This window comes from Streptomyces sp. NPDC060205, assembly GCF_042728395.1.
Taxonomy (GTDB): domain Bacteria; phylum Actinomycetota; class Actinomycetes; order Streptomycetales; family Streptomycetaceae; genus Streptomyces.
The window spans coordinates 1-8,262 of the sequence record NZ_JBHWZP010000387.1 but is presented as its reverse complement, the minus strand read 5'-3'; the positions used below and the strand labels follow the sequence as shown (position 1 = coordinate 8,262).

General features: G+C 71.8%; 5 protein-coding genes. All 5 read left to right on the top strand.

Translation table 11 applies throughout. The annotated features are described in order from the left end of the window. Positions 1-251 precede the first annotated feature (251 nt). A complete protein-coding gene (locus ACFWGJ_RS38645; protein WP_210888271.1) occupies positions 252-2,078 on the top strand; it encodes a long-chain fatty acid--CoA ligase in 1,827 nt (608 codons plus the stop codon). Between the two features lie 225 nt (positions 2,079-2,303). After that, the gene (locus tag ACFWGJ_RS38640) at positions 2,304-3,560 is read left to right on the top strand and encodes an ABC transporter substrate-binding protein (RefSeq protein ID WP_387333633.1); all 1,257 of its coding nucleotides are present in this window, start codon (positions 2,304-2,306) and stop codon (positions 3,558-3,560) included. 10 nt (positions 3,561-3,570) lie between these two features. After that, positions 3,571-6,417 carry an ATP-binding cassette domain-containing protein gene (locus ACFWGJ_RS38635; protein ID WP_387333632.1) on the top strand — a complete coding sequence of 949 codons (2,847 nt, stop codon included), beginning with the start codon at positions 3,571-3,573 and terminating at the stop codon, positions 6,415-6,417. Beyond that, positions 6,414-7,238: an ABC transporter ATP-binding protein gene (locus ACFWGJ_RS38630; protein ID WP_387333631.1), complete on the top strand. Its 825-nt coding sequence runs from the start codon at positions 6,414-6,416 to the stop codon at positions 7,236-7,238. The genes ACFWGJ_RS38635 and ACFWGJ_RS38630 overlap by 4 nt, the downstream gene beginning before the upstream one ends. A 218-nt stretch (positions 7,239-7,456) precedes the next feature. After that, on the top strand, positions 7,457-8,245 hold the full coding sequence (locus ACFWGJ_RS38625) for an aldo/keto reductase (RefSeq protein ID WP_387333634.1): 789 nt from the start codon (positions 7,457-7,459) through the stop codon (positions 8,243-8,245). The last annotated feature ends 17 nt before the right edge of the window (positions 8,246-8,262 follow it).

Below are 8,262 nucleotides of genomic sequence, written 5' to 3'. Positions count from 1 at the left end.
GCCCCGACCCAGCCCCGTACAGGCGCCCAGCGCGCCCACCCCTGGTAAGCGCCCCGTACAGATTCCGTGGAGATTACGGAACCGAAACTTACGGAAGAGTAAGGATTCTGTCCCGGCCTCCCCCCTTGTGGCCGGATTTCAGGGGTTGACCAGTGCATACGCCACCCCCCACCCCCCTCCGCCACCCCTCCCGCGGCAGCGTTACGTGGGGTAGCTTTCACCGCCTGCGGAGCACCTTCAAGGAGCGGGGATTGAGCGAGTTCACCAACCCTCCCCTGGCGTCGGCACCGCCGGTGGGCGGCCTGGCAGATGCCGTGTTCGAGTATGCCCAGGAGGACCCCCTCTACATCGCGCTGGGCCGCAAGGACGAGCAGGGCAGATGGCGGGACGTCACGTCCGCCGAGTTCCGCGACGAGGTCCTGGCGCTCGCCAAGGGCCTCCTGGCCCACGGCATCCGCTTCGGCGACCGCGTCGCGATCATGTCCCGTACGCGCTACGAGTGGACCCTCTTCGACTACGCACTGTGGTCGATCGGCGCGCAGGTCGTCCCGATCTACCCCACCTCGTCGGCCGAGCAGGTCTTCTGGATGCTGCACGACGCCCAGGTGTCGGCGGCGATGGTGGAGCACGAGGACCACGCGATGACGATCGCCACGGTCATCGACCGGCTGCCCACACTGCACAAGCTGTGGCAGCTGGACGCGGGCGCGGTGCAGGAGCTGTACGAGGCGGGCGGCCACATCGACGACGAGGTGGTGCACCGGCACCGCCGCGCGGTCACCCCGGAGTCGACGGCGACGATCATCTACACGTCCGGCACGACCGGCCGCCCCAAGGGCTGCGTCCTGTCGCACGCCAACTTCATGTTCGAGACGGACACGGCGATCGGACGCTGGGAGCCGCTCTTCCACTCCAAGCGCGGCGACGAGGCGGCCACCCTGCTGTTCCTGCCGCTCGCGCACGTCTTCGGGCGGATGGTCCAGGTCGCCGCGGTCCGGGGGAAGGTCAAGTTCGGCCATCAGCCGCAGCTGAACGCGGCGGCCCTGCTGCCGGATCTCGCCGCGTTCCAGCCGACGTTCTTCCTCGCGGTGCCGTACATCTTCGAGAAGGTCTTCAACGCGGCCCGCCGCAAGGCCGAGAAGGAGGGCAAGGGCGGCCCGTTCGAGAAGGCGGTCGAGGTCGCGGTGCGCTACGCGGACGCGGTCGAGGCGAAGGCCTGGGACATCGGCCCCGGCCCGTCGACGGCCCTGCGCATGCAGCACCAGCTCTTCGACAAACTCGTCTACTCCAAGATCCGTAACGCGATGGGCGGACGCGTACGGCACGCGATGTCCGGCGGCTCCGCGATGGACCGCCGCCTCGGCCTGTTCTTCGCGGGCGCCGGCGTGCAGATCTACGAGGGGTACGGGCTCACCGAGTCCACGGCCGCCGCGACCGCCAACCCGCCCGAGCGCACCCGGTACGGGACCGTCGGCCAGCCCATCCCCGGCACGACCGTGCACATCGCGGACGACGGCGAGATCTGGCTGCACGGCGACAACGTCTTCCAGGGCTACCTCAACGACCCGAAGGCCACCGACGCGGCCCTGCACGACGGATGGCTGGCCACCGGTGACATCGGCGCGCTCGACGAGGACGGCTACCTGACCATCACCGGGCGCAAGAAGGAGATCCTGGTGACCTCCGGCGGCAAGAGCGTCTCGCCGGGCGTCCTGGAGGAGCGGGTGCGCGACCATCCGCTGGTCGCGCAGTGCATCGTCGTCGGCAACGACCGGCCGTACATCGCGGCGCTGGTCACGCTCGACGGGGAGGCCGTCGACCACTGGCTGCAGATGCGGGGCAAGTCCCCGCTCACCCCGGCCCAGCTGGTGCGGGACCCCGACCTGGAGACCGAGGTGCGGCGAGCCGTGGTCGCCGCGAACACCCTGGTCTCCCAGGCCGAGTCGATCCGTACGTTCCGGATACTGGCCCACCAGTTCACCGAGGAACACGGCCTGCTGACCCCGTCCCTGAAACTGAAGCGCAAGGCGATCGAGAACGCGTACGCGACAGAGGTGGAGGCCCTGTACCGCGCGTAGCGCGTCACAGGGGCGCCCCGAAGGGCCGCGGGCAGTGTCGGGCGTAGCCCGTTCAAGGGGCGCGGGGAACTGCGCGACCAGCCCCCACCGGCCCGCACCCGACATCGGACCCCGGACCTGACGCCTCGTCACATACTGCCGCACCACATATTGACGGCCCGTCAGATCCGCCGGATCATTTCGGTCACCCGAGACACCCGAGTCACCCGACGGAGGGGGCCGACCGTGTCACGACCGACCCGCGCCATCGCCGCAGCGCTGGCCGCCACCGCCCTGCTGTTGACGGCCGCCTGCAACTCGGCTTCGTCCGGCGGAACTTCGAAGGCCGGGAACGCCGTACGCGGGGTCACGGACACCCGCATCAAAGTCGGCGGCATCGTCTCGATGACAACCGCGAGCGGCTACTCCAAGAAGGACACCGACCTCGGCGCGAAGGCCCGTTTCGACCGTGCCAACGCCGAAGGCGGCCTGCACGGGCGGAAGATCGACTACCTCGGCGCCGAGGACGACGGCCAGGACCCGTCCAGGAACCTCGCCGCGGCCCGCAAACTCGTCCAGCAGGACAAGGTGTTCGCGATCGCGCCGATGAGCTCGACGACCTTCTCCGGCGCGGACTTCCTGCAGAAGCAGCGCGTCCCGACCTTCGGCTGGGGCACGCTGCCGTCGTTCTGCGGGCCGTCGTACATCTACGGTTTCGGCGGCTGCATGGTGCCGTCGCCGGGCGGCACCATCTCGCAGACCTGGCCCGAGGGTCTGCAACGGGTGATGGGCGGCGCCGAGGGCCGCAGCGTGGCGATCCTGGCCAATGACAGCGACGCCGGGAAGTTCGGCATCCGCACCTACCGGCAGAGCTTCGAGTCGGCCGGGTTCACGGTCACGTACGCCAAGCCGTCGGTGCCCGCGGCCTCCGTGCCGAGCGACTGGTCGGCTTACACCAAGGAGATCCTGCGCAGCGACGGCGGGAAGGCGCCGGACGCGATCGTCTCCGTGATGCAGACCCCGTACAACATCGGGCTGTTCACGGCGGTCAAGCGGACCGGGTACCGCGGTGTGCTCACCGATCCGACCGACTACGACCCGGGGCTGCTCGCGAAGAGCGCGACGCGCAAGGCGCTCGACGGCGTGCACGTCCTGACGTCGTTCCAGCCGTTCGAGCAGAAGAGCGCGGCGATGACGCGGTTCGGGAAGGACATCAGGAAGGCGGCGGGCCAGGATGTGCCGCTCAACATGCACATGATGACCGGCTACATGTCGGCCGATCTGTTCCTCGCCATCGCCGGGAAGGCCGGCAAGGACCTGACGGTGTCGTCCTTCCAGAAGGCGGCGGACGGGTTCGCGGACACCGGCACGCTGGTCGGGGACCGGGCGGAGCCCAAGGGTCAGAAGGAGTCGTTCGGGTGCGGGGCGCTCGTCCAGCTGAAGGGCGGCGCGTACGAGGTGTCGGCGCCCTTCAGGTGCTACCCGCCGATCCCCTTCACGTAGGGCACCCGGCATGGCCGACCTTCTCGGATTCGTGCTGAGCGGACTGGTGTCGGGCGCGCTGTACGCGCTGCTCGCGACCGGTCTCGTGCTCTCCTACTCGGCCTCGGGCCTGTTCAACTTCGCGCACGGCGCCACCGCCTACCTCTGCGCCCTCGCCTTCTACGAACTGCACTCGGGCTTCGGCTGGCCGGCCGTGCCGACGGCGGTGCTGCTGGTGTGCGTCCTGGCGCCCGCGCTGGGCTGGGGCCTGGACCGGCTGATGTTCCGCAAGCTGGCGCGGGTCGGTGAGACGGCTCAGATCGTGGCCACCATCGGGCTGCTGGTGGCGCTGCCCGCGCTGGGCCTGTGGATCGTCGAACTGCTGGCGGACGCGGGCACGTCGGTGAAGCCCGCCGAGAACCAGTTCGGGCTGCCAGGGGTCGGGCCGAGCCCCGCGACGTCCTGGCAGCCGGTCGACGGCGTCGGCGTCGACTCCGACCAGCTGATCATCTGGGCCGCGACGGCCGTGGTGGCCCTCGGCCTGTGGATTTTGATGCGGCACACCCCGCTGGGGCTGAAACTCAGGGCGGCCGTCGACAACCGCTCGCTGGTGGAGCTGCGCGGGCTGAGCGCGGACCGGCTGTCGTCGATCGCGTGGATGCTGTCGTCGGGGCTCGCGGGCCTGGCGGGCGTGCTGGCCACCCCGCTCCTCGGACTCTCGGCCCACGACTTCACCCTCTTCCTCTTCGTCTCGGCGACGGCGGCGGTGCTCGGCCGGTTCGTCTCGGTACCGCTGGCGTTCGTGGGCGGGCTCGGGCTCGGGGTGCTGCAGAACCTGGTCGCCGGGTACGCGGACTTCGCCGAGCGGATCACCGGATTCCGTACCGCCGTGCCCTTCCTGATCCTGTTCGCCGGGCTGCTGCTGCTGACGCGGCGCGGGCGCACGGCGGGCACGGCCGCGGTGGACCCGCCGCCGGTCGACTATCTGACGGGGCGGTCCGCGCTGCGGCGGTGGGGCCCGTGGGCGGTGGCCGCCGTCCTCCTCGCGGCCTCCTTCTACACGGTCACGACCCCCTTCTGGAGCGGCCTCCTCGCCCAGGGGCTCGCCCTGTCCCTCGTCTTCATGTCCTTCACGGTGGTGACGGGGCTCGGCGCGATGGTGTCGCTGGCGCAGGCGACCTTCGTGACGGGGGCGGCGCTGGTGGCGGGGCTGCTGCTGAGTCACGGCTGGCCGTTCGTGGCGGCGGCGGCCGTGGGCACGTGCGCGGCGGCGGCGCTCGGGGCCCTGGTCGCCCTGCCGGCGCTGCGGCTCGGTGGCCGCTCGCTCGCCCTCGCCACCCTCGCGCTGGCCTTCCTCGCCGACCAGGTCCTGTTCCAGATCGGCCGGCTGCGCAACGGCGACACGGGGTGGGCGGTTCCCCGGCCGGTCCTCGGCCCGGTGGACCTGGGCGACGACCGGGCGCTCGGGGTGGCGCTGACCGTGCTGGTCGCGGCAGCGGTCGCCGCGCTCGGCGCGCTGCGGAACTCGCCGTCCGGCCGGGCGATGCTCGCGGTGCGCTCGGCGCCCGCGGCGGCGATGGCGTCCGGGGTGTCGGTCGTCCGCACCAAGCTGCTGCTGTTCACGCTGTCCGCCGGCCTCGCGGGTTTCGGCGGTGTCATGTACGCCTCGTACAACACCCGTGTCACCGCGACCGACTTCACCGCGATGACGGGTCTGATCTGGCTCGCGGTGGTCGTGGCGGCGGGCCTGCGCCGACCCCAGTTCGCGGTGGTCGCGGGCCTGGTCTACGCCCTCGTACCGCACCTGGTCTCGGAACACGTCACCGAGTCGACCCACCTTCCGGTGATCCTCTTCGGCCTGGCGGGCCTGGCCCTGGCGAACGACCCGGACGGCTACTGCGCGGCGGTGCCGGCGCGGTTGCACCGGCGCCGGCTGGCGGGGTCGGGCACGACGCCGCCCGGTCCGGACACGGGTCCGGCGGCCGGGCCGGCCACCGCGCCGCCGACGGGCCCGCCGGCGGCCGGCACGTCGACGGGCGCCCCGCCGGCGACCGCCACGGCCGCGGCCGGCACGGCGGCGACCGCCGGAGTTTCGATCACCGCAGGCTCGACCGGCGCGGGCTCGGGCGGCGCGGACTCGGGCGGTGAGGGCGGCGTCGCGCTGCGGCTGTGTGGGGTCCGGGCCGGTTACGACGGGGCGCCCGTGCTGCACGGGGTCGACCTGGCCGTCCGGGCCGGCGGCATCCTCGCGCTGCTCGGTCCGAACGGGGCCGGGAAGTCCACGACGTGCCGTGTCGCCGCGGGCCTCGTCAGCCCGCTCGCCGGCCAGGTGTACGTGGCAGGACGCGACGCCACACGGGACGGTGCCGTGCGCCGGTCACGGGCCGGAGTCGTCCTCGCGCCGGAGGGGCGCGGGATCTTCCCCGCTCTCACCATCGAGGAGAACCTCGCCCTGTACCTGCGCGGCCGGGACGGACGGGACGCACGCGAGGCCGTCTACGAGCGCTTCCCCGGTCTCGCGGGGCGGCGCGGTGTGCCCGCGGGCGCCCTCTCCGGAGGGGAACAGCAGATGCTCGCCCTCGCCCCGCTCCTCCAGCGCCCCCCGAAGGTCCTGATCGCCGACGAACCCTCCCTCGGCCTCGCACCCCGGGTCGTCGAGGAGGTCTTCCGCCTCCTCACCGAACTCCGCGACCACGGCACGGCCCTGCTCCTCGTGGAGGAGAAGGCCGGCGAGGTGCTGGAGATCGCGGACACGGTCGCGTACCTGGCAGAGGGGCGCGTGGCATGGTGCGGCCCGCGCTCGGCCGTGCGGGCGGACCGGCTGACGGAGGCGTATCTGGGACTGGCGGCCACGCGCGAGGGAGCGGCCCGACCATGACGAGCACGAGCCCCGTTCTGCGGGCCGACCACGTCGCCGTCCGCTTCGGCGGCGTACGCGCACTCGACGACGTGAGCCTGTCCCTGCGCCCCGGCGAGATCTGCGGGCTCATCGGCCCCAACGGCGCAGGAAAGACCACCCTCTTCGACGTGCTGTCCGGTATCCGCCGCCCCGACGCGGGCCGTGTCCGTCTCGACGGGACGGACGTCACCCGCCGCTCCCCCGTCTGGCGCGCCCGCCGCGGAATGCGCCGCACGTTCCAGCGCCAGCAACTGTTCGGGCAGCTCACGGTGGCCGACAACCTCGTGGTGGCCCAGGAGTGGCGCGGTGGCGGAGGCGGACTCACGGCCGACCTGCTGGGGGCGCCCACCCGGCGTACGTACGAGAAGGAGCGCCGGGCCCGCGCCGCCGAGGTCCTGCGGGCCTGCGGACTCGACGGCCTGGGCGACACCTACGCCGCCGACCTCCCCGTGGGCCGCGCCCGCCTGGTCGAACTGGCCCGGGCCGTCGCGGACCGGCCCCGGGTACTGCTCCTCGACGAACCCGCCGCCGGGACGACGGCCGAGGAGAGCCGTCAACTGGCCGCCGTCATCCGCCGGTTGTCCGGGCGAGAAGGCTGCGCGGTCCTCCTCGTCGAGCACGACGTCGCCTTCGTCATGGAGGTGTCCACCCGGATCGTCGTACTCGACCTCGGCCGCGTACTCGCCGAGGGCACCCCCGCCGGGATCCGTGCCGACGAGCGGGTGCGGGAGGCGTACCTGGGGACGACGAGCGGCACAGGAGCCGGGGACCCCCCGGCGCGCCCGGCGCCTTCGGTGTGACGGCACGCCGTCCCTGGTTCGGGCGTCCACGGTTCGGACCCGGCAGAGCGGGTACTTTCCGGCCAATCTCCCTGACGGTCTCCCTCCCGGCCGGCGAACCCGCCGGACAGGAATGCACGACAGCCCGTGATCGTTCACGATGGAGTACCACCCGACGACGTAAGGATCGAAAGCTCGTGAGCAAGGTCCCCCCGATCACCCTGAACAACGGCGTCGAGATGCCCCAGCTGGGCTTCGGTGTCTGGCAGGTGCCGGACGACGAGGCCGAGCGAGCCGTCTCCACCGCGCTGGAGGCCGGGTACCGCAGCATCGACACCGCCGCGATCTACGGCAACGAGGAGGGCACCGGCAGGGGCCTCGCCTCCTCCGGCATCGCCCGCGAGGACCTCTTCGTCACCACGAAGCTCTGGAACGCCGAACAGGGCTACGACTCGACGCTGCGCGCCTTCGACGAGTCCCTGGACAAGCTCGGCCTCGACTACGTGGACCTGTACCTCATCCACTGGCCGATGCCGGACCGGGGCAGGTACATCGACACGTACAAGGCCTTCGAGAAGCTGCACGCGGACGGCCGCGCCAAATCCATCGGTGTCTCGAACTTCCACCCGGAGTACCTGGAGAAGCTGCTCGACGCGACGTCCGTCGTGCCGGTCCTCAACCAGGTCGAGCTGCACCCGCACCTTCAGCAGTCCGCCCTGCGCGAGTTCCACGCGGAGCACGGCATCGCCACCGAGGCCTGGTCCCCGCTCGGCCAGGGCAAGGGCCTCCTGGAGGTCCCGGCCGTCGTGGCCATCGCCCGCAAGCACGACCGTACGCCCGCCCAGGTCGTCCTGCGCTGGCACCTCCAACTGGGCAACGTGGTGATCCCCAAGTCCGTGACCCCGTCGCGGATCAAGGAGAACATCGACGTGTTCGGCTTCACCCTCGACGCCGAGGACATCGCCGCGATCACCGCTCTCGACGAGGGCCGCCGTCTGGGTTCCGACCCGGCGACCGTCAACGACTGAGTCGGCGGCCGTATCAC

What these genes read in the sequence shown, in the direction of transcription:
- ACFWGJ_RS38630 (WP_387333631.1), top strand. Translation starts at nt 6,414, where the DNA reads ATGACGAGCACGAGCCCCGTTCTGCGGGCCGACCACGTCGCCGTCCGC.
- ACFWGJ_RS38635 (WP_387333632.1), top strand. Translation starts at nt 3,571, where the DNA reads ATGGCCGACCTTCTCGGATTCGTGCTGAGCGGACTGGTGTCGGGCGCG.
- ACFWGJ_RS38625 (WP_387333634.1), top strand. Translation starts at nt 7,457, where the DNA reads ATGCCCCAGCTGGGCTTCGGTGTCTGGCAGGTGCCGGACGACGAGGCC.